Annotated in this window: 21 protein-coding genes and 13 tRNA genes; 3 read left to right on the forward strand and 31 right to left on the reverse strand. The window is 38.6% G+C overall.

The window, feature by feature from the left end:
- Window position 1: 1 nt before the first annotated feature.
- The gene (locus H8S40_RS11985) at window positions 2-1,369 is read right to left on the reverse strand and encodes an MATE family efflux transporter (protein ID WP_186865302.1); all 1,368 of its coding nucleotides are present in this window, start codon (window positions 1,367-1,369) and stop codon (window positions 2-4) included.
- 338 nt (window positions 1,370-1,707) lie between these two features.
- Window positions 1,708-2,724, reverse strand: a complete 1,017-nt coding sequence (locus H8S40_RS11990; protein WP_186865303.1) for a glycosyltransferase family 2 protein — start codon at window positions 2,722-2,724, stop codon at window positions 1,708-1,710.
- Window positions 2,725-2,951: 227 nt separating this feature from the next.
- Here H8S40_RS11990 and H8S40_RS11995 point away from each other — a divergent pair, with 227 nt between their 5' ends.
- Window positions 2,952-4,190, forward strand: coding sequence for a 6-phosphofructokinase (locus tag H8S40_RS11995; RefSeq protein ID WP_186865304.1), 1,239 nt, complete (start codon window positions 2,952-2,954; stop codon window positions 4,188-4,190).
- A gap of 44 nt (window positions 4,191-4,234) precedes the next feature.
- On the opposite strand, the gene H8S40_RS12000 is transcribed toward H8S40_RS11995, so the two are convergent.
- The gene (locus H8S40_RS12000; protein WP_186865305.1) at window positions 4,235-6,187 is read right to left on the reverse strand and encodes a bifunctional metallophosphatase/5'-nucleotidase; all 1,953 of its coding nucleotides are present in this window, start codon (window positions 6,185-6,187) and stop codon (window positions 4,235-4,237) included.
- A gap of 313 nt (window positions 6,188-6,500) precedes the next feature.
- Between H8S40_RS12000 and H8S40_RS12005 the strand changes: the two genes are divergently transcribed.
- A complete protein-coding gene (locus H8S40_RS12005) occupies window positions 6,501-7,829 on the forward strand; it encodes an IS4 family transposase (RefSeq protein WP_186864359.1) in 1,329 nt (442 codons plus the stop codon).
- 210 nt (window positions 7,830-8,039) lie between these two features.
- Here the strand turns inward: H8S40_RS12005 and H8S40_RS12010 are convergent, their stop codons facing one another.
- The 20 genes from H8S40_RS12010 to H8S40_RS12105 all read right to left on the reverse strand — a co-directional run bounded on the left by H8S40_RS12010 (window position 8,040) and on the right by H8S40_RS12105 (window position 16,577).
- Window positions 8,040-9,431: a permease prefix domain 1-containing protein gene (locus H8S40_RS12010; RefSeq protein ID WP_243238336.1), complete on the reverse strand. Its 1,392-nt coding sequence runs from the start codon at window positions 9,429-9,431 to the stop codon at window positions 8,040-8,042.
- Between the two features lie 15 nt (window positions 9,432-9,446).
- On the reverse strand, window positions 9,447-9,779 hold the full coding sequence (locus H8S40_RS12015) for a PadR family transcriptional regulator (protein ID WP_118725357.1): 333 nt from the start codon (window positions 9,777-9,779) through the stop codon (window positions 9,447-9,449).
- 301 nt (window positions 9,780-10,080) lie between these two features.
- A tRNA-Lys gene (locus H8S40_RS12020) sits at window positions 10,081-10,153 on the reverse strand.
- 58 nt (window positions 10,154-10,211) lie between these two features.
- Window positions 10,212-10,285: transfer RNA gene (locus tag H8S40_RS12025), tRNA-His, on the reverse strand.
- Window positions 10,286-10,290: 5 nt separating this feature from the next.
- Window positions 10,291-10,364, reverse strand: a tRNA-Arg gene (locus H8S40_RS12030).
- Between the two features lie 49 nt (window positions 10,365-10,413).
- A tRNA-Gly gene (locus H8S40_RS12035) sits at window positions 10,414-10,484 on the reverse strand.
- Between the two features lie 4 nt (window positions 10,485-10,488).
- Window positions 10,489-10,563 (reverse strand) — tRNA-Pro (locus H8S40_RS12040).
- 64 nt (window positions 10,564-10,627) lie between these two features.
- Window positions 10,628-10,708: transfer RNA gene (locus tag H8S40_RS12045), tRNA-Leu, on the reverse strand.
- A 61-nt stretch (window positions 10,709-10,769) separates the two neighbouring features.
- Window positions 10,770-10,842, reverse strand: a tRNA-Lys gene (locus H8S40_RS12050).
- A gap of 31 nt (window positions 10,843-10,873) precedes the next feature.
- A tRNA-Gln gene (locus H8S40_RS12055) sits at window positions 10,874-10,945 on the reverse strand.
- 59 nt (window positions 10,946-11,004) lie between these two features.
- Window positions 11,005-11,078: transfer RNA gene (locus H8S40_RS12060), tRNA-His, on the reverse strand.
- Between the two features lie 5 nt (window positions 11,079-11,083).
- Window positions 11,084-11,157 (reverse strand) — tRNA-Arg (locus H8S40_RS12065).
- Window positions 11,158-11,206: 49 nt separating this feature from the next.
- Window positions 11,207-11,277 (reverse strand) — tRNA-Gly (locus H8S40_RS12070).
- A 4-nt stretch (window positions 11,278-11,281) separates the two neighbouring features.
- A tRNA-Pro gene (locus H8S40_RS12075) sits at window positions 11,282-11,356 on the reverse strand.
- Between the two features lie 581 nt (window positions 11,357-11,937).
- Window positions 11,938-12,423, reverse strand: a complete 486-nt coding sequence (locus H8S40_RS12080; protein ID WP_118737926.1) for a metallophosphoesterase family protein — start codon at window positions 12,421-12,423, stop codon at window positions 11,938-11,940.
- Window positions 12,420-13,034 carry an XTP/dITP diphosphatase gene (locus tag H8S40_RS12085; protein WP_118737927.1) on the reverse strand — a complete coding sequence of 205 codons (615 nt, stop codon included), beginning with the start codon at window positions 13,032-13,034 and terminating at the stop codon, window positions 12,420-12,422. The genes H8S40_RS12080 and H8S40_RS12085 overlap by 4 nt, the downstream gene beginning before the upstream one ends.
- A 2-nt stretch (window positions 13,035-13,036) precedes the next feature.
- Window positions 13,037-14,203, reverse strand: a complete 1,167-nt coding sequence (locus H8S40_RS12090; protein WP_022075044.1) for a THUMP domain-containing class I SAM-dependent RNA methyltransferase — start codon at window positions 14,201-14,203, stop codon at window positions 13,037-13,039.
- 412 nt (window positions 14,204-14,615) lie between these two features.
- Complete coding sequence (locus H8S40_RS12095) at window positions 14,616-14,810, reverse strand: hypothetical protein (RefSeq protein ID WP_118725070.1); 195 nt, start codon at window positions 14,808-14,810, stop codon at window positions 14,616-14,618.
- Between the two features lie 415 nt (window positions 14,811-15,225).
- Window positions 15,226-15,690, reverse strand: a complete 465-nt coding sequence (locus tag H8S40_RS12100; protein ID WP_118725071.1) for a DUF1700 domain-containing protein — start codon at window positions 15,688-15,690, stop codon at window positions 15,226-15,228.
- A 107-nt stretch (window positions 15,691-15,797) separates the two neighbouring features.
- The gene (locus H8S40_RS12105) at window positions 15,798-16,577 is read right to left on the reverse strand and encodes a hypothetical protein (protein ID WP_118725072.1); all 780 of its coding nucleotides are present in this window, start codon (window positions 16,575-16,577) and stop codon (window positions 15,798-15,800) included.
- 442 nt (window positions 16,578-17,019) lie between these two features.
- Between H8S40_RS12105 and H8S40_RS12110 the strand changes: the two genes are divergently transcribed.
- Window positions 17,020-17,093 (forward strand) — tRNA-Arg (locus tag H8S40_RS12110).
- 836 nt (window positions 17,094-17,929) lie between these two features.
- Here H8S40_RS12110 and trpS read toward each other — a convergent pair.
- The 8 genes from trpS to H8S40_RS12150 form a co-directional block, all read right to left on the reverse strand.
- Entirely contained in the window at window positions 17,930-19,015 is a 1,086-nt protein-coding gene (gene trpS, locus H8S40_RS12115) for a tryptophan--tRNA ligase (RefSeq protein WP_022074484.1), read from the reverse strand.
- Window positions 19,016-19,041: 26 nt separating this feature from the next.
- Window positions 19,042-19,719 (reverse strand): phosphatase PAP2 family protein, encoded by a 678-nt coding sequence (locus tag H8S40_RS12120; RefSeq protein ID WP_118725073.1) that lies wholly within the window; start codon window positions 19,717-19,719, stop codon window positions 19,042-19,044.
- Window positions 19,720-19,840: 121 nt separating this feature from the next.
- A complete protein-coding gene (locus H8S40_RS12125; protein ID WP_186865307.1) occupies window positions 19,841-20,770 on the reverse strand; it encodes a diacylglycerol/lipid kinase family protein in 930 nt (309 codons plus the stop codon).
- A 17-nt stretch (window positions 20,771-20,787) separates the two neighbouring features.
- The gene (locus tag H8S40_RS12130; RefSeq protein WP_186865308.1) at window positions 20,788-21,390 is read right to left on the reverse strand and encodes a TetR/AcrR family transcriptional regulator; all 603 of its coding nucleotides are present in this window, start codon (window positions 21,388-21,390) and stop codon (window positions 20,788-20,790) included.
- 140 nt (window positions 21,391-21,530) lie between these two features.
- Entirely contained in the window at window positions 21,531-22,634 is a 1,104-nt protein-coding gene (gene mutY / locus H8S40_RS12135; RefSeq protein WP_186865309.1) for an A/G-specific adenine glycosylase, read from the reverse strand.
- Window positions 22,635-22,807: 173 nt separating this feature from the next.
- Window positions 22,808-23,554: an amino acid ABC transporter ATP-binding protein gene (locus H8S40_RS12140; protein WP_186865310.1), complete on the reverse strand. Its 747-nt coding sequence runs from the start codon at window positions 23,552-23,554 to the stop codon at window positions 22,808-22,810.
- Entirely contained in the window at window positions 23,544-24,233 is a 690-nt protein-coding gene (locus H8S40_RS12145) for an amino acid ABC transporter permease (protein WP_118688243.1), read from the reverse strand. The genes H8S40_RS12140 and H8S40_RS12145 overlap by 11 nt, the downstream gene beginning before the upstream one ends.
- A gap of 28 nt (window positions 24,234-24,261) precedes the next feature.
- Window positions 24,262-25,035, reverse strand: a complete 774-nt coding sequence (locus H8S40_RS12150) for a basic amino acid ABC transporter substrate-binding protein (RefSeq protein ID WP_118725078.1) — start codon at window positions 25,033-25,035, stop codon at window positions 24,262-24,264.
- Window positions 25,036-25,058 lie beyond the last annotated feature (23 nt).

The raw sequence follows: 25,058 nt of genomic DNA on the forward strand, positions 1-25,058 counted from the left end.
CTTAATTTAAAACATTTACTTTCGTTTTCCTGATCTTCTTCAAAAATACATCCCCTACGGCACATGCTATAATCTCTGTTATTGGAAATGCCCACCAGATCAGCAAGATTCCGACCTGTCCATTTCGAACAATCATAGAAAATACACCCGCAAGCGGCAATATAATAACAAGCTGTCTTAAAAGTGAAATTATCAGCGATTCCATACCACCATCCAATGCCTGATAAATTCCCTGATATGCTACATTGATTCCTGCAAATATAAAACTGATTGATATAATTCTCATCGCACCAATAAAATACTCTCTTGACTGTCCGGCGTTGAATAGAGTTGCAAATGCATTTGGAAAAATTTCTGTAATAGCTACACCCAAAATCATAAGTACAATGGTGTACAAGAGCCCGTATTTCATTCCGTCTTGAATTCTCTTTTTGCTGCGCATTCCATAAGCAAAAGCTATTATCGGTGTAATCGCATCTCTCAGTCCAAAAGCCAGGAATAACACGAACTGCTGAACCTTATAAAACAGTCCATATGCCGTCTGTGCTGATGGATTAAATTTCAAAATAAGATTCATTACATATACCATAATAGACATCAACGCCTGGGCTATGATAGCCGGAAGTCCAATTGCATATATTTCCTTTATAATTGCCAGTTCAGGCTTCATGTTTTTTATTCCATGACCAAATTCTTTATTTAATTTTATATGAAAAATAAACAACAATACAGCAGATGCTACCTGACCAATTACGGTCGCATATGCAGCACCTTTTACTCCCATTTCCGGAACCGGGCCAATTCCATAAATCATAATCGGATCCAGAACAATGTTTACAACCGCTCCTACTACCTGACCAATTGTAGAATAAAGAGAGCGTCCTGTAGCCTGCAGTAATTTTTCAAATAATGAAAAGAAAATAATTCCAAATGAAATCACGCAGCATATTCTTAAATAACTGATTCCCATCGCAAGAACTTCTGCATCGACTGTCTGTGAAGAAATATACGCTTTCACGCCAAATATACCAAATAACAAGCAGATCACATAAATAATTACTCCAAGAAACAGACTGTTTCCTGCAACTTTTGCAGCTTTTTTATGATTTCCCTGTCCAAGTGTTCTTGCGAGAAGTGCATTTGTTCCCACTCCCGTTCCGATTCCTATTGCAACCATAAGCATCTGAACCGGAAATACTAATGTCAGTGCATTTAATGCTGATTCACTCCCCACTCTCATGTTTCCAACAAAAGCACTGTCTACAATATTATAGACCGCCTGCAATGCCATGGATAAGATCATCGGGATTCCCATCTGGATCATCAGCTTATTCACCGGCATATCCTTCATCTTGTTACTCTCCGCCATTTTATAATAATTCCTCCTTTTTTCTGCACAAAAAAAATGTGCACTTATCATATAAGTTGGACTTACGCTGATAAGCTACACACTTCTTTTTGCAAATATATTTAAGAATGTCTCAACATTCTTGCTGTATGGTGGGAGTCATCTCCCATCTGATATAAAATAAAAAACGAGTAACAAAAACTGGATTTACGCTAGTTTGCTACTCGTTTGATTGTAATTATATGGTTTGTTTTTGAAAAAGTCAAACAATTTTTATTGCTTTTTTGCAGTAAATCTTCCCATAAACTATTTAATAAAAAGTTTGACCCAAATACTTTTTAGACATTATCACTACTGTCTTAGTTAAACCCAATCAATCTTCTGGCCACAACATATGCCATTGAAGATACTTTTCTTCCTGAGCGTCCCGGCAGATTCATTGTCTGTCCCAAAATTCCATACCGTATCTTCATAAATGCTCCATAATCCTTTTGCTTTAAATACTGCCAGAGTTCTTTCTTCTTCTCCAGATTTTCTTTTTTCTTAGAACGAATACATAAAATTGAAGATACTGTCATCATGATTGCAAGATAATTCAACATGTACTTTCTTAGTTTTTTACTCTGGATCCTGCGCAGCTCGTACATATCGATCATCGTCTTTGTCACGAAAATCTGCTGGTCTATCCTACTGATCATTACCTTCTCATTGACAGACTGATCTTCTCTTCCAATAAAATAACGGTAGAAATCTACATTCATATAATACAATGTCCGTACATGTGGAAGTGGGTAATATACATAAATATTGTCTACATAAAATGTATGCTTTGGCAAAGTCAACTGACAAAGCTTCAACATATCTGTACGATAAATAACGGAATGCATCAAAATATACTGTCCGATACGGAATTGTCCAATCTCATCCCATTTTAAAATCTGATTTTCCGGAAGTACATTGTCATAACGGATTACTTTTTTATGCTCCATTCCAACTTTCTCATATACATAGTTTGCAATGAGCATGTCTACTTCCTGCTCTTCTTCTTCAAAATTTTTGAGTACATTCAGAATTTTCATCAAAGAAATCCGATCTACCCAGTCATCACTGTCTACCACTTTAAAATATTTTCCGCTTGCATGTGATAATCCGGCATTTACAGCATCCCCATGTCCACCGTTTTCTTTATTAATAAGCTTAACGATTCCCGGATACTTTTCTTCATATTCTTTACCAATCTCAGCTGTGCGATCTTTTGACCCATCATTTACAATGAGAATTTCAACATCTTCGCCTCCCGGAAGAATGGATTCGATTGCCTGTGCCATATAAGCTTCCGAATTGTAACACGGAATCGCAAATGATATATATTTCATTGTTCTACCCCTATCCTTTTTCTTTTATACTCCCACAAGTATACCCCAGATTCTCTTATTTTCCAACAAATTTCTTATAATATGTCTCTTCTGGCTTGTCAACTCATATTTCCAATGTTACTATAAGGGCATGAATTTTAGGAATTTTTTTATAATTATTTTTGTCGGTTACAATATACATATGTATCATATCCGGCAACAAATCATTTCATTGGAGGACATATAGTATGAAGAAAAATGCAATTGTCGGTCAGTCCGGCGGACCTACCGCAGTAATTAATGCCAGCCTGTACGGAGTTGTCTACGAAGCTTTGAATCGCGAGGATGTATTTGGTAATGTTTATGGCATGATCAACGGGATTGAAGGTTTCCTGCACGACCAGCTGATGGACATGAAACCTCTGGATACATCCGGAGAACTTGAATTGATCAAGACAACACCGGGCTCTTATCTTGGTTCCTGCCGATATAAACTGCCGGAAGATTTAAGCGACACTGTTTATCCAAAATTATTTGAAAAATTTGAAAAATATAACATTGGATACTTTTTCTATATTGGTGGAAATGATTCCATGGATACAGTCAGCAAGCTTTCCCGCTATGCTGCATCAATCAACAGTGATATTCGTTTTATGGGACTTCCTAAAACAATCGATAATGACCTTGTACTCACCGATCATACACCTGGTTTTGGAAGTGCTGCCAAGTATGTTGCTTCCACAGTAAGAGAAATTGCTATTGACGCTTCTGTTTATGACAACAAACAATCTGTTACCATTGTAGAAATTATGGGACGTCATGCCGGATGGCTTACTGCTGCCAGTGCATTGGCAAGAAAATTTAAAAATGATAATCCAGTGTTGATCTATCTGCCGGAAGTTGCATTTGACCAGGATGCATTTATCGAAAAAATAAAATCAAGTCTTGAGACAACTTCCAACCTGGTTGTTTGTATTTCAGAAGGTATCCACACTGCAGACGGAACATTTATCTGTGAGCTTGGCAGTGAAGTCGGCGTAGATACATTCGGTCATAAGATGCTGACTGGTTCCGGAAAGTATCTGGAGAATCTGGTTAAAGAGCGTCTTGGAGTTAAAGTACGTTCTGTTGAGTTAAATGTATCTCAGCGTTGCTCTAGTGCAATGCTCTCCAAAACTGACCAGAAGGAAGCCATCGCTTCCGGTTCTTTCGGTGTCACTGCCGCAATAAAAGGCGAAACCGGAAAAATGGTCGCATTCAAACGCCAGTCTCCTCTCACACTTGATGCAGACTATGTGTTAAATTATGCAACAGAAGATGTGAATGAAATCTGTAATAAAGAAAAGACTGTCCCTCTGGAATGGATTTCCGAAGATGGCTCTGATGTTACAGAAGCTTTTCTTGCATATGCAAGACCTCTTGTTCGTGGAAATGTTCTGGTTCCAACTGATGAAGATGATCTTCCGAAATTTGCATACCGTAAATAATCAAAAAAAGAATGTGCCGCGGCACATTCTTTTTTTGATTATTTTTATTTCTCTTTACGTCTTTTTAATCTGCGGACAATTTTTCGAATCAGGAAAATAAGCAGAACAATAAGTAAAATAATTACGATAACAACTCCTACTATCATCACAAAATACTTATTCGGATGCTTTACCAGATCAATTATATTTTTACTGTCATCTACAACTTTACGTCCATGTGTTGTTGCATAATACTCTGGAACATTTGCAATTCCATCTCCATCTGTATCATCAAAAGACTGCATATATCTTGCGATTGCATCCCAGGCTTTTAATTCTCTGTCGCCTTCCATGATTGCCTGATCTTCCAGGTTTTCTATCGGATTTCCATCCTTATCTTTCGGCGTGATTGCCAGTAAGCCATATGACATACCCATCACTGACCCAAGCATTTGTCCTGTATAAAGGTCTGTCACTACATGATATAATTTATCATCTTGAATCTCTACTCTTTCACCATCTGCATCTGTCAGATAGCAATCTGTAACTTTATTTAAAATCATTCTGTGTGGGTTAAATGTAAAGTTTAACCCGCTGCAATACAGTCTTGCGGTTGTCATAAAATCCGAAATTGAAGCATCTAATTCCGCTGCCAGCTTTAATTCTTTGCCCGTCAGATACGCACTGATCAAAGGATATCCGGCAAGTCCGTCTTTTCCGATTCCCAGTGAAAATGAATTATAAACTGCCTCTACTGTAATATCGCCTTTTGTATACGTATCTCGGACTGTTCCACTAGGAACAACAGCCACGTCTACTGCATCTCCATCATAATATTTTGAATTTTCGACAGCATATACATAAGCATCTGACATGATATTTCCAAGATTTAACTCTTCATGCTTTGTACCCATATCTTGCAAACTATTGAATTCCACATTATTTTCCGCAAGAATTTCCTCTCTTGTATACCCAAAATTAGAAAGATATTTTTCATCTACTGTATCCATCAATGCATCAATCTTCTGTTGTGTTTCTTCATCTGCTTTTATCTCATCTGATACTGGAATTAATTTATACGATGTTAAATCCCATCGGCCATCTTCTTTCTGTGTCAGCGAAAGCGAACCAAGATTTCTTCCGTATTCCCCACAGGATACAATATATGTATTTCCATGTTGAATTGGCTCGTCTAACTGAGAATGTGTATGTCCACTAATAATCAAATCAATATCCGGCACTGCTTTTGCAATAAGCTCATCCTCAGACTTATCTTCATCATCCCAGGTTCCACTATGAGATACACAGGCAATCATATCCACTTTCTCATTTTTCTTAATTTCTTCTACTGTTTGCTTTACTGCTTCTATCGGATCTTTAAAAATCAGTTCACATGTCGGTGCACATGTCAATGCGTCTTTTCCAAACACCCCCAGCACAGCAATCTTTACATCACCTTTTTGAACCACCACATAATCTTTTACACCATATGTCTCAAATGCTGATTTTATCTGGCTTTGTCCCTCGCTTAAACCAGCGTCTTCCATCGCATCCCAATCTACATTACACACTACCAGATTCGGTACTGTTTCACCGGAATTCTTTGCCGCTTCCAGCATATTTGCAAGACCCTTGGAGCGATAATCAAATTCATGATTTCCCAGTGTCGTCACATCGTATCCGAGATACCCTAACATACGAAGTTCAGCTGCCTCTGTATCATATACTGCCTGAATCAGCGTTCCCATCGAAAAATCCCCACCATCCAACAAAAGCGTATCCGGATTGTTCTTCTTTTGCTCATCAATCAATGTCTTGATTTTCGCAAAACCTCCCACTTCTTCCTTCTCACCATTTATAACTGTTGAGAAGCTGTTTAAATGCGAGTGTGTGTCGTGGGTAAATAATACATCCAGTTTCTTTGCCCCATCCGCTGCCTGAACTGAAAATCCCAACAGCAATGGAATCAGCATTGTGACCGAAAGTATATATACCACTACCTTCTTCCATTTTTTCATATTGCATTTACCTGCCTCTTTTTATATTATTTATTAATTTTATCATTTAATTGAGGCAATAGCAATAGACCAACAGGGGAACCAACAGGGATGGGGATGAACCAATGGGGACGGATGAACCAATGGGGACGGGGATAAGTGGCTTTTTGCCTGAGCAAAAAGCCACTTATCCCCGTCCCAATAACATTTAGTTAAGCTTTTTTCAATTAATAGTTGACAAAATCGTAAAAATGTGCGGCACCTTACTGATTATTATAATCAGTAAGGTGCCCTTTGAAGTTAGATATATTTTTACTTCAAGGAGGTACCACACATGTACATGACACCAGCAACTATTCGAAAACGTTTCTTCTCTGTTCTTGAAACAGCAGAGAAAAATATTCATTTGTATGTTAATACTCCAGGTTCAGATATGACCAGACACAGACTCTGTCCTTTTTCTGACACGGTAAAATCTACTCTCTGCCTCACCATGAATAGGACAAATACAGAATTATTTAACTTTTTTATGTCCCAAAACAAGAAAGTTCCATCTAAATCAGCTTTCACACAACAGCGAAAAAAACTAATTGCTGATTTTTTCCCGTATCTTTTAAAATCTTTTAATGAAAAAATTCCTTTTACCAAAACGTATAAAGGGTTTCATCTTGTTGCAGTAGATGGTTCTGATATTAATCTTCCTACTAATAAAAATGATTTTGAATATCGTATAAAACAGGCTCGAAGTGACAATGTGTTTTTTCAGATGCATTTGAACACTTTGTTTGATATCTGTGAAAACAGGTATATTACTGCTGTTACCCAACCACGCCCTAAAATGAATGAAACACAGGCTTTCTGTCATATGGTCGATCACTGTAATCTGCCAGAAAATACGATACTTATCGCAGATAGAGGATATGCCTCGCTAAACACAATGGCTCATTTAATTGAAAAAAAGAAATTTTTTCTCATTCGCTGGAAATCTCCGTCTGCACCATCTGCTTTTCTGAAAGATATTTTGCCAGCTGAAACAGAATCAGATAGAGAGATTGTTTTGGACGTAACAAGATCGAAAAAAAACAAGCATCTTTGTCATGGGGATAAAATGAAAATAGTAAAAAATAAAAGAACCTTCGAGCCGATTCCGATTGATGATAAGAAAAGTGTATATACCATGAAAATTCGATGCACCTGTATACAACTTGAAAATGGAAACTACGAATATTTGATTTCTAATTTACCATTAAAAAATTTTTCTGCACTGGATCTACGAGAACTTTACTGGAAAAGATGGTCTATTGAAACTTCTTTCCGACGCTTAAAATATGCGCTTTCACTAGTGTATTTACATTCGGTTAATCGGGAACTGATTATTCAAGAAGTATATGCAAAACTTATTATGTATAACTTTGCCTCACTTCTTCACACCTTTGCTACAGAAGAAAAAAAGAAAGAGCAAGGAAAGAAAAAAAGGAAATATGAATACAAAATATCCTTTGAAGATGTTCTTCCTATTGCACGAAGATTCATAAAACATCGAATGACGAATGATATAGTAAAAGCTCTAATGCTACGACATCAAACAGCTATTAGGGTGAAACAACAGACCGCTCGACAGGTCAGATCACAAACTGTAAAGCCGTTAAACAATAGAGCTTAACACAAGATATATTATATTGTATTAATCAGGCAGAAGCAAGGCTCTGCCTGATTATGGTGCAAAAAAATATTTTCTTATAAAAATCATCTACTTTTATGATAATAATACTTTTTAAAAGCTTAGGGAAGAGAACTTCAATAGGTTCATACTATGATGAAAAAAGCTTAACTAAATGTTATTGTCCCCGTCCCCATTGGTTCATCCCCATCTCTATCCAGGAACATTCTTTTTTCGGATTACCGGTTCCGGTGCTGTTTTCTGATACCTGCAGATACTAAGCAGTAATCCAAGCAAAATATAAGAAGCCAGGATTCCTGATCTTTCCGTCCCAAAAAATGGACAGTAGATTCCCATCTCACCAACTCCACCCAGATTCTCTAAGATAAAAACAATTGCCTGAATCAGGAACAACGCCGTGCATCCTGTTCCCATCACCATTCCAAGCTGGTTCTTCTGATTTAACGAAATCTTGGCAAACCGAAGAATCAGAACTACCAGACAAAGAACCAACAGAATACCTGCTAGGATTCCGTAAGCAGCTACCACACTTGCAAGCAGATGGACTCTTCCGTCTACGTATGTCAGAAGTTCTTTAAACTGCGGATTGCCATGAAATGCTGAGCTTCCGGAAATCATTTCCCGAATCACATTGACTCTTGGGAAATCTACTGCATAATCACCGATCGAGAAAATAGCCGCTATACGCTCTTTCTGGTAAGCCATGCCAAAACACCAGATGCCTCCTGCAAGCAGTACCGGTATCAGAACAACAACTACTCCGATTCCCGTAAGTACTGCTTTTTTACAAACCTGAAACCAGCCTTTGTAAACAGCCGCCGCCAAAACCACACAATAAACCACTTCCAGTATCATTGCCGCAATCAGGCTCTGGCATCTTATGATCAGAAAATAAGACGGAATGATCATCCAGAGGATTGCCTTTAAAATTCCTCGGTATCCCTGACCTCTGTAACTATATAATATCGCTGCAAACAACGGAATTGTCAGCCAGAGCAAATCAATCAGATTCAATACAATATTTCCGAAAGGCATTATGATATATCTTGTTGACCCATACATTTTCGCACCGGCGACCTGCAGTCCAATGAAAAGTAACACCTGATATGCGATCAAGATTGGTTTTGCATAAACCGCAATCCTCGTATAATCCATATAGCAAATGCCGATCATCAGCACAAGTCCGAGTAAAAGTGCCGGCAGTTCCAGAGATGTATGCCAGCTCGATGACGCTCCTACCCAGAACAATTCTTCTGTTTTTCCCGCACTCTGCTCAATACCTAAAACGGTCTGATACATAACACTTCGTAAAAGATAGCCTGCAAGACTTAATCCAACGATCAGTGCGATCATCCCCCACGCCATTGTCGGCCGGTGGATTCTGTCCATCTCAAGCCCGACTTCTACCGGATCTCCCATCTCTCGAATCGCAGCTTCTTCCGCTTCTGTCTGACCCATTCCCTCACCTAGGAATTCTGCTTTCTGATCCTCAATGTGATCATTGATTTCCTGTTCTATCGTCGCTCTTGCCATCTTACAGCGAATCTGTTCTGTTAATATATGCAAATACTCCTCTCGTCTCATCAAACATCACCCCTTCTAACAAACCGCTGCATTTAGCACATTCACTACAGCTGATGAATAAATTTCCCACTCTTCTTTCTTCTCTGCTAAAACTTTCCTCCCAGTTTTCGTAATACTGTAATACTTACGGACCTTGCCGCCAACCTCTTTCTCATAGACCGTCAGATATTTCTTATCTTCCATCCCATGAAGTAATGGATATAATGTTCCTGCCTTTAATTCAAATACATTCTGGGACTTTTCTCTTAAGGTCTCGATCATCTCGTAACCATACATATCCTTTTCAGATAAAAGCTTTAATAACAACATCGTTGTGCTTCCTGATACCAGACTTCTATCAACTGCCATAACAATTCCTCCTAATCTTCTGATTTCACGTTAACCGTACACTTCTTAACATTCTCATTGCAAAATGACGCGCACCTCTGCAATCCTGCCGGAGGCTATATCAACTGGGGGATTGACTCCCAGCTGATATATCGGTTATCTATATATCTTAGCTTGATTATATATCGACTATCTATATATGTCAATAAAAGAATCCTCAATTCTTTACATTTTCAATATATAAAAAAAACAAACAGACAGTAATTGTAAGCTAGCAACAAAAAAAAGACCAATGAATACAATCATTGATCTTTTCCTACAGTGAGCGTGCGGGGATTCGAACCCCGGACAACTTGATTAAAAGTCAAGTGCTCTACCACCTGAGCTACACGCCCATATTAAATTATTTTGATTAACCGAACTTGTATAATCGGCAAATTTTCTTTTGAAAAGGGTGGGTAGTGGGACTCGAACCCACGATATCCGGAACCACAATCCGACGCGCTAACCAACTGCACCATACCCACCATACCGAGCCTGGGGGGATTCGAACCCTCGACCTACGGCTTAGAAGGCCGTTGCTCTATCCAGCTGAGCTACAGACTCATATCATATTCCCCTTTTCTCTGGTTTCCTACGAAAACTCCGTAAGAAAAGCGGGTGATGGGAATCGAACCCACGTATCCAGCTTGGAAGGCTGGTGTTCTACCATTGAACTACACCCGCAAAGTCGGGGTGACAGGATTCGAACCTGCGACCTCCTGGTCCCAAACCAGGCGCTCTAGCCAAGCTGAGCCACACCCCGATATTAACATTTTTATTCAGATTTGCATCATTCTTATGAACTCTATGCCACAAATCTGGCTTACTGCGGATGACAGGACTTGAACCTGCACGTCGTAAACACTAGATCCTAAGTCTAGCGCGTCTGCCAATTCCGCCACATCCGCATATCTCCTCTAATATGTGATGGAGAAAAAAATAGAACAAACAGCACACTGCTTGTTCCAGTGAGCGTGCGGGGATTCGAACCCCGGACAACTTGATTAAAAGTCAAGTGCTCTACCACCTGAGCTACACGCCCTCATAAAACTATCCTAATTATTCAGGTAAAACTGGGCTAGCTGGATTCGAACCAGCGAATGCAGGAGTCAAAGTCCTGTGCCTTACCGCTTGGCGATAGCCCATCAAAGACTTCTATCGACACCGCTTATTTAACTGGTGTTTCATCCATTCTTAAGAAAAGGGTGGGTAGTGGGACTCGAACCCACGATATCCGGAACCACAATCCGACGCGCTAACCAACTGCACCATACCCACCATACCGAGCCTGGGGGGATTCGAACCCTCGACCTACGGCTTAGAAGGCCGTTGCTCTATCCAGCTGAGCTACAGACTCATATCATATTCCCCTTTTCTCTGGTTTCCTACGAAAATTCCGTAAGAAAAGCGGGTGATGGGAATCGAACCCACGTATCCAGCTTGGAAGGCTGGTGTTCTACCATTGAACTACACCCGCAAAGTCGGGGTGACAGGATTCGAACCTGCGACCTCCTGGTCCCAAACCAGGCGCTCTAGCCAAGCTGAGCCACACCCCGATATTGTGCTTTGTTTCCGTCTCATCCGTAAGACAAGAGTTATTATATTGCAAGGAAAAGGAAAAGTCAACACCTTTTTTTATTTTTTTTATTTTTTTTATTTTTTCTTTTTCTGGTGTCTAATGTATCTATATCCTGGGTTTATTCACTGTCGTAGATGTTCTTTGGGCAACTGATGTATCTGCACTGCCTTGATATTTGCTTCCACAGATACTCTTTTTCAGGCCAATGTATCTACAACTTGCTCTTCTTTGAACTTGCAGATGCTTTTCAGCCTGCTTGGCCTGTATAATTGCATCTGCATCTTGCCTTTTCTAGAACTTGAGGATACTTCCTTCGCAAATTTTGCATCTACATCACACGTTTTCGATAACGTGAGGATGCTCCTCAGTAAAATTACGCATCCCCAACCTACTCTTTCTATACCTTGCAGATACTCTCCAGTAAAATTCTGCTCTTTCATTCATCAAACACGCGATAACGTACTGTAAGAAAACATCAGATATGTATTTCCCGCTGACGGAGTCTGACAAAAATTCATATCTGATGTTTCTTATAAGACCTTATCACTACTTAATACCCTAAATATCAAGATAACGCTCTTCAAAATTCATCTTCCCATCCGGTTTCACATCAAGAAGCATATAACTTCCCTTTCTTCCAATCTGTCTTGGGTACGACAGACTTCCCGGATTAAGAAGCGTAATTCCATCTTTCTGTTCAAAATACGGTTGATGCGTATGCCCGAACATTACAATATCCGCGCCTCGCACCTTTCCTTCTTCGAGAATCTGCTCTTTTGTCATAGATACAGAATAATTATGCCCATGCGTAATAAATGCTTTTTTATTTCCTATATAGAACTCATCCTCTCGTGGCAGCTGTGAAAAAAAATCATTATTTCCTGCCACAATATGTTTTTCACATTCTACTACTGCTTCAATATAATCTTCTCCACCCTCTACATCACCAAGGTGGATAAACATATCAATTTTGCCTGCATCTTCCAGTGCCCGATCAAGATTGTAATGTTTTCCATGTGTATCACTGACAATTAATACTCTCATTCTGTTACCTTTCCGTATTTCTTTTCAATCATTTCACGCATTTTACGAAGTGCTTTCCCTCTATGGCTCAATTCATTTTTCATCTCCGGATCCATCTGGGCTGTTGTACATTGACACTCCGGATAATAGAAAATCGGATCGTAACCGAATCCATTTTCCCCCATAATTTCATGCGCAATTCTTCCCTCAATAGTTCCTCTGGCTGACTCTACTGCCCCATCAGGGAACACAGCGCAAATAACACATACAAAACGTGCAGTACGTTTCTCATCCGGAACGCCTTTCAATTTGTCCAGCAACAGATTATTTTTAATATCATAAGAAGTATCTTCTCCCGCAAAACGAGCCGAATAAACACCGGGAGCTTTATCCAGATAATCAATTTCCAATCCTGAATCATCTGCCAGAATAATATCATTTGGCAAATGTTTCGCAATTGCTCTTGCTTTAATCTCTGCATTTGCTTCAAATGTCTCTCCGTCTTCTACGATATCTTCCTCAATTCCTAATTCCTTCATCGAATAGATTGGCATTCCCAAATCTTCCAGTATCATACGGATTTCTTTCATCTTATTTTGATTTCCTGTTGCAAAAACAATTCTTCTTTCCATGTTTACGCCTCTCCTTCGTTCTTTACAGTACGTTTTGGTGGTCTTGGTCCAATAAACTGATAAAAATATGTCTTCAACATACCGTTATAAATCTTTCTATTCTTATCTGCTTTTCTTCCAAAATATCGTTCTGTATCTTCATAGCTTGTAATCATATAGGCAGACCAGCTATCCAGCTTCTGAAAACTTTCCCCAAATTCACTGTACAACTTCGGAAGTGCCTCTTTTTCTTCAAGACGCTCTCCATAAGGCGGGTTCGTAATTACAAATCCATATTTTTTCGGATGCCTAAGCTCACTGACCGGTCTTTGCTGGAAATGTATCAAATGTGCAACACCTGCATCTTCTGCATTTTGTCTTGCAGCACGAATCACATCTGCATCAATATCATATCCCTGAATATCCACTTCGATATCATCATTTACTAATTCATTTGCCTCATCAATCGTATCATACCACAGCTTTTTCGGAATCAGATTCGTCCAGCTTTCTGCTGTAAATGAACGATTCATTCCCGGAGCGATATTGGCAGCCATCATTGCCGCCTCTATTGGAAATGTTCCACTTCCGCAAAATGGATCTACAAGAATTCTGTCTTTCTTCCATGGTGTAAGCATGATCAATGCTGCTGCCAGCGTCTCCGTAATCGGTGCTTTACTTGAAAGCTGACGATATCCTCTCTTATGCAGAGATACTCCCGATGTATCAAGACCGATTGTCACAACATCCTTCATTAAGAATACACGCACCGGATAAGATGCTCCTGTTTCCTCAAACCATTTTTTATGATATTGTATTTTCATTCTCTCAACCATCGCTTTTTTCATAATAGACTGAATGTCCGATGGACTGAACAATTTACTTTTTACCGAAGCGGCCTTTGTAACCCAGAATTTTCCATCCGCAGGAATATAATCCTCCCATGGCAGGCTCTTTGTTTTTTCAAATAATTCATCAAATGTTCTCGCTTCAAATTCGCCAACCTTCAGCAAAATTCTTTCCGCTGTTCTTAAAAATACATTTGCACGGCAAATTGCCTCAGCATCTCCTATAAATGTAACCCTTCCATCTTCTACTTTTGAAATCTCATATCCAAGATCTATGATTTCCCTTTTCAGAACTGATTCCAGGCCAAAATGACAAGGGGCAATTAATTCTACTCTCTTCATTCGTTCCTCCACATCTAAATACATGCTTTTTTATGTGTGTTTATCTCAGTCGAGAAGACTCCCACCTCTTTCAGGTGGTGAGTAACAGCAAATTTGTCTCAGTGGGAGTCCAATCTCCGACTGAGATAAACGCTCCGCGAGGATGCGCAGTGATTCTGTAAAGAATGTGTCAGCTTACGCTGACCAGAATCACGCGCCAAGTCTCGCGGCTGCTCGACTTGAATTTGTTACTGTTCACTCTCAATGAACTGTAAACCCATTTTACTATAAAAAAAGGACATAGTAAAGATTTCGCTTTATTCCTTCACAACCTTTACCATGCCCTTATTCATTTGTTACTGTGAACAGTAACATCCATTTTACATTTACTTATAGGAAATCACAATCAGCTGCTTTTATTCTGATTCTCTACCTAATAGTTATCTCTTACATCATATGCATTTTTGCTCTGTGTATTTGATGCATTCTTATTTTTGGAATTTACACTATTTTTACTCTGTGTATTCGATGCATTCTTGTTCTTTGATGATGTGTTACTTGTATTTTTGTTCTGTCCATCTGAAACATCATTTCTACTTGTTTTTGGGTCACTATAATTTTTTGTCATTGTTTTTTCCTCCTAAAATATTGGTACATTGCTATTATGTCTTTTTCCGCAAATATTATTCTCAACTTTATATATATCTTTTATTTTTCACTCTTTTTCCTTTTTTTCCATATTTTGTCAAACTTTTCATGTTTTACTTGCATTTTTGAAAACTGTATATTATACTTAAACTCGTAGAAAGTTCACTTTCTACAACCCCTTATTAATTATTTATACTCCCCTCAAAAGACCGATGGCTCCCCCATCGGTCTTTTATCGTTTGAACAAAGAATGTGCAAGGCACATTCTTGCGCCTGCGGCGGTCGCTTGCGACACCTACAGAGGTGGGAGTCATCTCACATCTGATATAAAAAGCCCGGTATCGCTTCTTTCAAAGAAATACCGAACTTTCATGTGTTTCACTTTATTCTATTGTTCACGATCGGAGCCTTCCTATCAATCGAATAATGATCATTACGATCAACAATGGTATCAAAACCGGTGCCAGAAAACTTACAATTCCGCTGATAATTGCTACCACCAATACAACAATCATCACAATAAATAAAATCAATAATAATTTCTTCCACCATGTATCAATTCCAAAAACATGAACATTTTGTCTGACATAGGAATCCTCTTGTTCCGGTTCCGAATAATAACTTTTATGTCCGGACTCATATACGATTTCCTCATCCGTGCCATCCGATGCAGCAATAATAGTTTTTGCAAGAATCCATGGATCCCCTAGCATCTGGAGCACTTCTTCCTCAGTCTTTCCTTTCTGCAGTTCTTCAGATATATATTGATTATAATATGCCACATTTTCCTGAACTACATGCTCCTGCACATTTCCTTGCAAAGCACTTCGCAGCTGTTCTAAAAATTCTGCTCGCGTCATATTTTTCCGCCTCCTTCACTTTCGTTTAGAATAACATACTCTCGTATGCTTTCCAATAAAAGTTTTCTTAATTTTTCATAATATCGAAAATGTTTTTCCAAATCTTTTTATCGAAAGCCTTCTTCCTGCGGTTCATCATACAACACAGCATTTTTTTCTTCTCCCTTAATTGATTTTTCTTTCATCTGCAATATTAATTTATCTCTCTGCTGGCGAAATACATTTGCCTGAATTGTCATAAATGTCCCATATCCTATTAATGATAATGTTATAATTCCCATCACTGCATATTTTCTTACCTGCTGCCTGCTTCGTTCTTTTATAACCGGTATGTCCCTCTTCACCTGCGAAAAATCATCATACTGTCTTTGTGCATTTTCTCCGATGCACTTATCTATTATTTTTCCTATCTGATATGTTTCCTTTCTGGTCAACGCAGGTTTAATCTCCGTATTTGCCATAATAAACTGAACTGTCTTCCCATATCCGTATGAATCCATAGACACCTGCACATTCTGTTTCATCCGCACGATTGGCTTTACAAAATGACTTCTTACCGCCCGCTTCTGCAAATTTTTCATAACAAAAGCATTGCTTTCTGCCTCCAGATCCAATAGAAGCAATTTATCTTCTGCTGTCACAAGCACACTATACGGATTTAAGTAACGATAGCCTTTATTATTTCTGCATCTTTGATATTGCTCTAATTGTACAACCAATTCCTTCAACCAGGAAAATAACATTGCTTTCTCAATAACAGGCTCTCCCCGTAGTCTTTGTAACAGTAATTGTCCTTTCACGCAATCCATTGTTGGCCAGCATCTTCCTCCATGCTCCACAAAACGAATCACTTCATAATTTGCCTCGATGTTAATCTCCCCTTTCATATTCTATATCAATTGTTCAAACTTGAAATTAGCTCGAATAATAAGCAAGATTACTGTATTCAGTAATAGATTTTTAAAATGTTTAGACTGTACTATTCACATCATCTTGTAAATAGTCTTTTAATCTCAGTCAAAAAGACTGAGATTAACGCTCCGCGAGGATGCGCAGTGATTCTGATAGGAATCTGTCAGCTTCGCTGACCAGAATCACGCGCCAAGTCTCACGGACGTTCGACTTGAATTTATAATCAGAGTATTTGTATCATACTTTATTTGCATACCTTTTGCAATCTCTTTCTATAAATTCGCATAGAAAATATACAGTAAATTCTTCTCAAAATCCCACTCAAAATTTTTTTGTAATTTTTTTATTTTTTCTATTGACAAAATCATTCTTATGCACTATACTAATTTTTGTTGTGAGCGACAAGTTCAACAGCATGTGCGATTAGCTCAGCTGGATAGAGCGTCTGGCTACGGACCAGAAGGTCGGGGGTTCGAATCCTCTATCGCACGTATTTAACCGTCTCTTCGGAGGCGGTTTTTTTGTATTCGATTGCAATACCATCCCTTCTAGAAAATATAGGCTGTGAATTTTTGTTCAGATTCCGTTAGAGGGAAATACATAAGGGTGTAAAATTTTGCTAAAAGCAATGAATTTGAACTCAAACTTGCTGCTTCGCAGCTTCAAACACGTTCGTTCAAATTCATTAACGCAAAATTTTACACCCTAAGTATTTCCAGCTCTTCCTTCATATTCACTAAAATTCACAGCCTATATTTTCTATCAGTACGTTATCACAAACTTCATAAACAAAAGCGGAACCTTATTGGCAAGCGCTGGAAGGATTGTATGTGATAGACTTTCAGTGCCTGTTTTACAGCAACATGCTGGAATAAAGTATATCTTCTCCCGTCCCCGTTCCGACCGCACCTAGTATTCATAGTGCCGCTTTCTATTTTATCTCAGTCGAGAAGACTCCCACCTCTTTCAGTTGGTGAGTAACAGCAAATTTGTCTCAGTGGGAGTCCAATCTCCGACTGAGATAAACGCTCCGCGAGGATGCGCAGTGATTCTGTAAAGAATATGTCAGCTTACGCTGACCAGAATCACGCGCCAAGTCTCGCGGCTGCTCGACTTGAATTACTTCCTGTGCCATTACACGACTTGCAGAAATTATTATATATGGACTTCAGGCGAATTGGAATGAGTCTTAGAAGTAGTTAGAGAGTTTATCTTTGTTCTTAGCAAAGATAAACTCTCTTATCTACTTCTTGACGAATGAAACCTGAGCAAGAAGTCCATATATAATAATTTCCGCAAGGACCGTATAGCCAGTCAATCTCGTAAATTAAATAGAAAATCTTTCTGCCTGACTCTGGATCAGCTCTGCATCATCAAAATAATTAATCTTCATTGCAGCCTTTACTTCACTCAATGTCTGAGCTGCACGAGCTTCTGCTTTTTCACTACCTTTTTTAAGAATCTCATATACATATGGAATATCTTTCTGATACTCTTTTCTACGATTGCGGATTGGCTCAAGCTCTGCCTGAATTACATTATTTAAGAAACGTTTTACCTTCATATCCCCAAGACCACCTCTGGTGTAATGATCTTTTAATTCCTGTAAGCATGCATACTCTGGCAGGAATTCTTCAAAATACTCTGGTCTGCAGAATGCATCCAAATATGTGAATACTGTATTTCCTTCCAATTTACCCGGATCTGATACTTTAATATGTGTAGGATCTGTAAACATGCTAAATACTTTTTTCTGAATCTCATCCGGCTCTTCTGACAGATAAATACAGTTTCCAAGTGATTTGCTCATCTTTGCCTTACCATCAATTCCCGGCAGACGCAGACATGCCTGATTCTCAGGAAGTAAAATATCTGGCTCGATCAAGGTATCCCCATATACAGAATTAAACTTTCTTACAATCTCTTTTGTCTGTTCAAGCATCGGAAGCTGATCTTCACCAACCGGAACTGTTGTAGCTTTAAATGCTGTAATATCTGCTGCCTGGCTGATTGGATATGTAAAGAATCCAACCGGGATACTCGCCTCAAAATTACGCATCTTAATCTCTGATTTTACTGTAGGATTTCTCTGTAATCTTGATACTGTTACAAGATTCATATAATAAAATGATAATTCACATAATTCTGGAATCTGTGATTGAATAAACAATGTCACTTTCTCAGGATCGAGTCCACATGCAAGATAATCTAATGCAACCTCGATAATGTTCTGACGCACTTTTTCCGGATTGTCCGCATTATCTGTCAATGCCTGTGCATCTGCGATCATGACAAACATATCGTCAAATCCTCCCTGATTCTGTAATTCCACTCTTCTTCTTAAGGAACCTACATAATGTCCCACATGTAATCTACCTGTAGGTCTGTCCCCTGTCAACATAATCTTTCCCATTATTCTTTAACTTCCTCCTAGTAACTTTATTTCACAAATAATGTCTGGCGTACCGGCTTTCTGACCCCATTCGCCTCTGGTGCATATACAAACTGATACAATGTATATGCCATCAAAAATCCTGCCATAACATCAAGCACTGAATGCTGTTTTAAAAACATTGTCGCCATAATGATCAATGCAGTCAAAATATATGCTCCCATACATATCGCTTTATGCTCATTTAACTTCTTGCTATTCTTGATTGCTATACACGCAGCAAGAGAATTAAACACATGAAGACTTGGGAATACATTTGTCGGTGTATCTGTCTGATACAACATCTTTACCAGATCAACAAATATATTATCTCTCTCAAATACAACCGGACGGATTGCAAGTCCATTCGGCATAATTGTTGATATGATCAAAAATATGGTCATACCCGCAAAACTAATCTTGGCAAGCTTATAGAATCCATCTACATCTGTAAAAAAGAAGTACGCAAAAACTACAGCTATAAAAACAAACCATAGTAAATAAGGTACAATGAAATATTCAATAAATGGTATCTTATCATCAATTGGTGAATATATAATATGATATCCGCTTGTCACATGTGTCTCTAAATAATAGAACCATGGTCCATAAAGCAGTGCATAGCTAAAAACCCAAGCATGTTTATATTTCTTGAAAAAATCCCCTATTTTTCTTTTTATGTTCATAACGAACGCCCCTTTTTTAATACACAAATGGATTAATCTGCTCTTTTACTGCTAAAGATTATAGCATGATTTTTGCCCAACAACAAGGCGATTCATAAAAGCTTAACAATTCTTTTATACTCTACTTATCATCTGGAATTATAATTTTTACCTGTTTGTCAAGCAGCCCCGCTTTCAACTCACTTCCAATTGCAATCGGCTCTCCGTCTGCATGTATCGGAAATTCTGCTCCCATGCTGATTTCAACATTTTTACAACGGAATATATCAATTCCTTTTATTCCTACATGCTTCCCTTTAAATGCCAGTGGAAGTAAGAAAACAACTTTCCATCTCGGTAGTCCTGATACAACAATAACATCTAAATATCCATCGTCAACCTTTGCTTCCGGACAAAAGAAAAATCCTCCGCCTTCATATGGATGATTCATAGCTGCTACAAAGTATGTATTTTCAAAACTCTTCGTTTCTCCTCCATCCAGACACACACAAGCTCTCGTATGTGCATCTCTGAACAATCTGCGAAGTGCTACTGCCAGATAACTCAACTGTCCCAGCTTTACTTTATTCAACATCACTTTCAATTTAGAGACTGCTACCTGATGACATACCGCTGCATCAAATCCAATTCCGCTGCTGACCGCAAACCGATGCGTCATCTCCTTACAAGACATTACACCAACATCCATCAACACTCTTTTTTTCGAATTCAAAATGTTATTCAATGCCTCCTTCGGATCCGTAGGCAGTTTCAACGCTCTCGTAAAATCATTTCCCGATCCGGTTGGGATATATCCAAGCGTAACCTTTGAACAATCTCGAATTCCATTGATTACTTCATCCATCGTCCCATCCCCGCCAAGGACTATAATCGTATATTCTTTCTCATCTTTCGTCAATTCCGAAGTAATCTTCGTTGCCTCTTTTTCATACTTTGTAAATCTCACCTGATACTGTATTCTTCGTTTTTTCAGTTCCGGCTCTACCTGATTCCAAATCAAACCCCCACGTCCTGATTTTGATTTTGGATTTACAATAAATGTATATTCCACCCTTTCACCTCCAGAGCTTATTTCATCGTACTATCCAGATATTTTCCAAGAGATCTTCTCATATTCCCCGCAAAATCTGCTTCTCCCTTTCGTAAACACCATTCAAATACATTTCCTATTACAATCATTCGAATATCTGTCGTAAACTCTTCCAGCTCTACATTTAAATGAACAATACCTGCTACAATTGCTTTCTCTATATAATTCCGTACCGTAACAATCGGATAAGGTCTTTCTGTACGGCTCACCGGATTCAATGCCTGGTTCTTCGGATCATAATATCCGCTCATAAATTCCACGCCCAGCTCCTCACAATACTCTACATAGTTCAGATAAACTCTGATAACCGCAATTTTCGCCTCTTCCACACTGTTTGGCATATCCAGTAAATCCGGATTGATACTTGGCTGTTCTTCTATGTAATAAGATAACAGATCATCTTTTGTTTTGAAATGATGATAAAAACTTCCATTCGATACACCTGCTTCTTCGCAAATGTTCTTAATCGATAATTCTTCGTATCCTTTTTTCTGTAATATATGCTTTGCCGCCCGAAAAATCCTCTCTTTTGTCTCTTTCGATTTCTGCTGTTGTTTTCCGAGTTCTATCTTTTCATCCATGTCTATAATTCCCTTCTGACGACCACTGCTTATTTCTTTATTATAGTAACACAAGCTGCACTTTTATTCAAGAAAACAGAGTGTACTCTACAACTTTCATTTCACCTAAAATGCCTGTTCATAAAGTCTTGACAATCGTCTTAGTTTTCCATGATTGAAAGTGCATATTGTGTGTATGCCGAAAATGCTGTCGGAATAGGATATTTCCCCATAACTTCTTTTTTATCAGCAAATATCATATTCGTACGACATGTTTTTTCCAATTCATCAACAATGATCTCATATCCTGTCATATGCCATTCTACATGGCTGAAAATGTGTTTTGCATTTTCCAGCTTTTTGATGCGGACCGGCATCATACCAATGGATTTTGCATATTCGATAAGCTGCTTTCTTGTCAAATGTCCCTCCAGATTTGGAAATTCATACAAACCTGCAAGAAGTCCTTTTTCCGGTCGTTTTTGAATCGCGATCTTTTCTTCGTCTTTAATGATCAATATCGTTCTCTTCTCAATCCTTCTGTCTTTTGCTTTCTTCTTCACCGGAAGCTCCATCTGTACTGACTTTTGATTTGCTTTACAAAGTTTTGCTATCGGACAGATATCACATTTTGGTTCTCCGTTTGGTACGCAGACGATAGCCCCAAGTTCAATCAGGCCTTGATTAAAATCACTGGCTGCATTTTCCGGGATAATGCCCTCTATCTCTTCTTCAATGTGTTTTCTTGTAGATGTTTTCATGATGTCTTCATAACTTGCATGAAATCTTGAAATAACACGCAAGACATTTCCATCTACTGCCGGTTTGGGAATCCCGAATGCAAATGAACTGATGGCTCCTGCCGTATAATTTCCAATCCCGGACAATCCTTTTATCTGTTCATAATCCTGTGGCATCTGTCCATTATACAGCTCAACGATCTGTACAGCTGCTTTTTGCATATTTCTTACTCTGTTATAATATCCAAGCCCCTCCCACAGTTTTAACAGACGTTCTTCCGGTGCGTTTGCCAGTTCTTCTATCGTTGGAAATGCTTTGAGAAATGCTTCGTAGTAAGACTTCACAGCTTCTACCCGTGTCTGCTGCAGCATAATCTCCGATACCCATATATGATAGGCGTTTGCCCCGTTTCTCCAAGGTAAATCTCTTTTATTATTCTGATACCATTCTACGATAAGCGGTACGGCTTTTTCTAAATTATTACTTTGAGAAAACTCTGCTTCTTTCACTTGATTTCGTTTCATTTTATTCTATGTCTCTTTCTATTTCGTTTATCTCCACATGCACACTGCAGTGAAACAAGAATGCCAAATGTTTGACTTTAATGCATCTTAACACAGTTCCCGGTAAAATAGCAACAAGACAGTTCCTTTACCAGAAACTGCCTTGCAATATTTTTAAAAATATTTTATTTGATTTATAAAATTTTGGATAAGAATTCTTTTAATCTCTCATCTTTCGGATTTCCAAAAAACTCTTCCGGTGTTCCCTGCTCTTTTATCTGTCCTGCATCCATAAATATGACACGAGTTGCAACTTCCTTCGCGAATCCCATCTCATGTGTAACAACAGCCATCGTCATCCCTTCATGTGCCAAAGCCTTCATCAATTCCAGAACTTCTCCAACCATCTCCGGGTCAAGTGCTGATGTAGGTTCATCAAACAGCATTACATCCGGCTTCATTGCCAATGCTCTTACGATGGCAATACGCTGCTTCTGTCCACCGGATAAATGTGATGGATATGCGTTTGCTTTCTGTTCCAATCCAACCCTTTTGAGCAGATCCATTGCCTCTTTTTCAGCTTCTTCCTTGCTCTTCTTTAATAATTTAATAGGAGCAAGTGTGATATTTTCAAGAATCGTTTTATGCGGAAACAAGTTAAAATGCTGGAATACCATTCCCATCTTCTGACGATGTTTATTAATATCTGTCGCTTTGCTTGTAATGTCTACTCCTTCAAAATAAATATGTCCGCTTGTCGGAACCTCAAGCAAGTTTAAAGAACGCAGAAAAGTAGATTTTCCCGAACCGGATGGTCCGACAATAACAACCACTTCCCCCTTGCTGATCGTCTCTGACACACCGTTCAAAGCATGAAGATTATTTGCATACACTTTATGCACATTATCAACTTTAATTAATACTTCCCCTTTAGTGGTCACTGTTTCTCAGTCTCCTTTCCAGCAAATTCACACATTTTGTAAATACCATTACCATAACAAGATAAATTAATGCTACAGCAATCAATGGCATAAATGCATCATAAGTACGGCTTCGAATGATATCGCCACCCTTTGTCAGATCCTGTAATGCAATATATCCTGACACTGAAGTTTCTTTTAATAATACAATGAACTCATTTCCCAATGCCGGCAAAACATTCTTAAATGCCTGTGGCATAATAATGTAAAACATGGTCTGTGCATAGTTGAAACCAAGACTGCGTCCTGCTTCCATCTGTCCATCGTCAATTGACATTATACCAGAACGGAAAATCTCAGCTACATAAGCTGCTGAGTTGATTCCGAATGCCATAATAGCAACCAGCACTTTACTAATCTGTGTACTTCCAAAAATTACAAAATAAATGATCAATAACTGTACAACAACCGGAGTTCCTCGAATCACTGTCAGATAAATCTTACATACTAAATTTAAAATTTTTAATTTACCTGTTTTATCATAAGTAGCTCTGACCATTGCAATTAAGAATCCAAATACAATTCCTATCAGCACCGCAAAAAAGGTAACTTTTAAAGTAACTACAAGACCATCTGCCAAGTATTTCCAACGGTCATCTGTTATAAAATTCATTATGAATCTTGTTTTCAAATCTGCCATAAGCCCCAACCTTCTCTTTTATCGCTGATTATTCAGCATCTGCGTTGATATATTTTTCAACGATTTTATCAAATGTTCCATCTTTCTTCAACTCTGCAATTGCATCATTTACTTTGTCTGTAAGGTCACTTCCCTTTTTGAAACAGAATGCATAAGCTTCCTCTACATACTCAGTATCCAGAATTTTAAGTCCTTCATTCTCTTTTACAAATGTCTGTGCCGGCTGATCATCGATGATAACTGCATCAATCTTACCCTGCTGAAGTGCCTGTACAGCCTCAACACCTTTGTTATAACGCTCTACATTTTCATCGCCATAATCATCTGATGAATAAAGATCTCCTGTTGTTCCAAGCTGAACACCAATCTTCTTTCCTTCTAAATCTTCAGGCTTTGTAATATCGTTATTATCTGCTGAAACAATGATCACCTGACGTCCTGTGTAATAGCTGTCTGAAAAATCAACCTGTGTTTTTCTCTCATCTGTAACTGTGATACCTGCTGCTGCAAAATCTGCTTTTCCACTTTGAACAGCTGGGATAATAGAATCAAATGCCATGTCTTCAATAGATAATTCTGCGCCAAGTTTATCTGCGATTGCTTTCGCAAATTCAGCGTCAATACCTACGATTTCGTCTCCTTCATAGTACTCATATGGTGGGAACTCTGCATTTGTTGCCATTACAAGTTTGTCCTTGCCTTCTCCCTCACTGCTGTCTGAACTTTTATTGCTTGAGCCACACGCTGCCATAGAAACCACACACATTGCTGCTAATACAACACTTAATACTTTTTTCTTCATTTTTAACTTCCTCCTAAAATCTA

It is taken from the genome of Ruminococcus hominis, assembly GCF_014287355.1.
Lineage (GTDB): Bacteria > Bacillota > Clostridia > Lachnospirales > Lachnospiraceae > Schaedlerella > Schaedlerella hominis.